General features: G+C 78.4%; 1 pseudogene. It reads right to left on the bottom strand.

What is annotated here, in order from left to right:
• Positions 1 to 79 precede the first annotated feature (79 nt).
• Positions 80 to 287, bottom strand: a pseudogene (locus DNK59_RS31445) (chemotaxis protein); the annotation flags it as partial.
• Positions 288 to 402: the final 115 nt, after the last annotated feature.

The following is a 402-nucleotide window of genomic DNA, read 5'->3' on the forward strand; positions in this document are numbered from 1 at the left end:
GCCACGCCGGGGGCCTCGGCCGGCGGCGACGCGGTCAGGCGGTTGTCGCCCCCCGCTACCGACGGGCGCTGGGGGCCTCGCCGGGTGCCCCCGGGGATGTCCGGGCCGCGGCCGGTGAGGCGATTGGCTGCCGGGGTGGCGTCGGCGGTGCGTTGTACGCGGCTGGCCACTTCCTGGGTGGTGGCGGCCATCTGGTTGACCGCGGTGGCCACCTGCTCGGTCTCGACCCGCTGACGCTCCAGGCCGCTGGAGCTGCTGTGGGCCAGGGAGCCGGACTGGCGGGGCTGCTCGCCGGGGCGCCCCCCGGGGTCCTGTGGGCGGGGCGTGCGCGTTGGTAGCACGCTGTCCGTGGTCGGTGGCCGCGTCTTTCTCCCCGGCGCTGCGCCGCGGAGCTGCGGGCGG

The organism is Pseudomonas sp. TKO26, from assembly GCF_003225665.1.
Taxonomy (GTDB): domain Bacteria; phylum Pseudomonadota; class Gammaproteobacteria; order Pseudomonadales; family Pseudomonadaceae; genus Aquipseudomonas; species Aquipseudomonas saponiphila.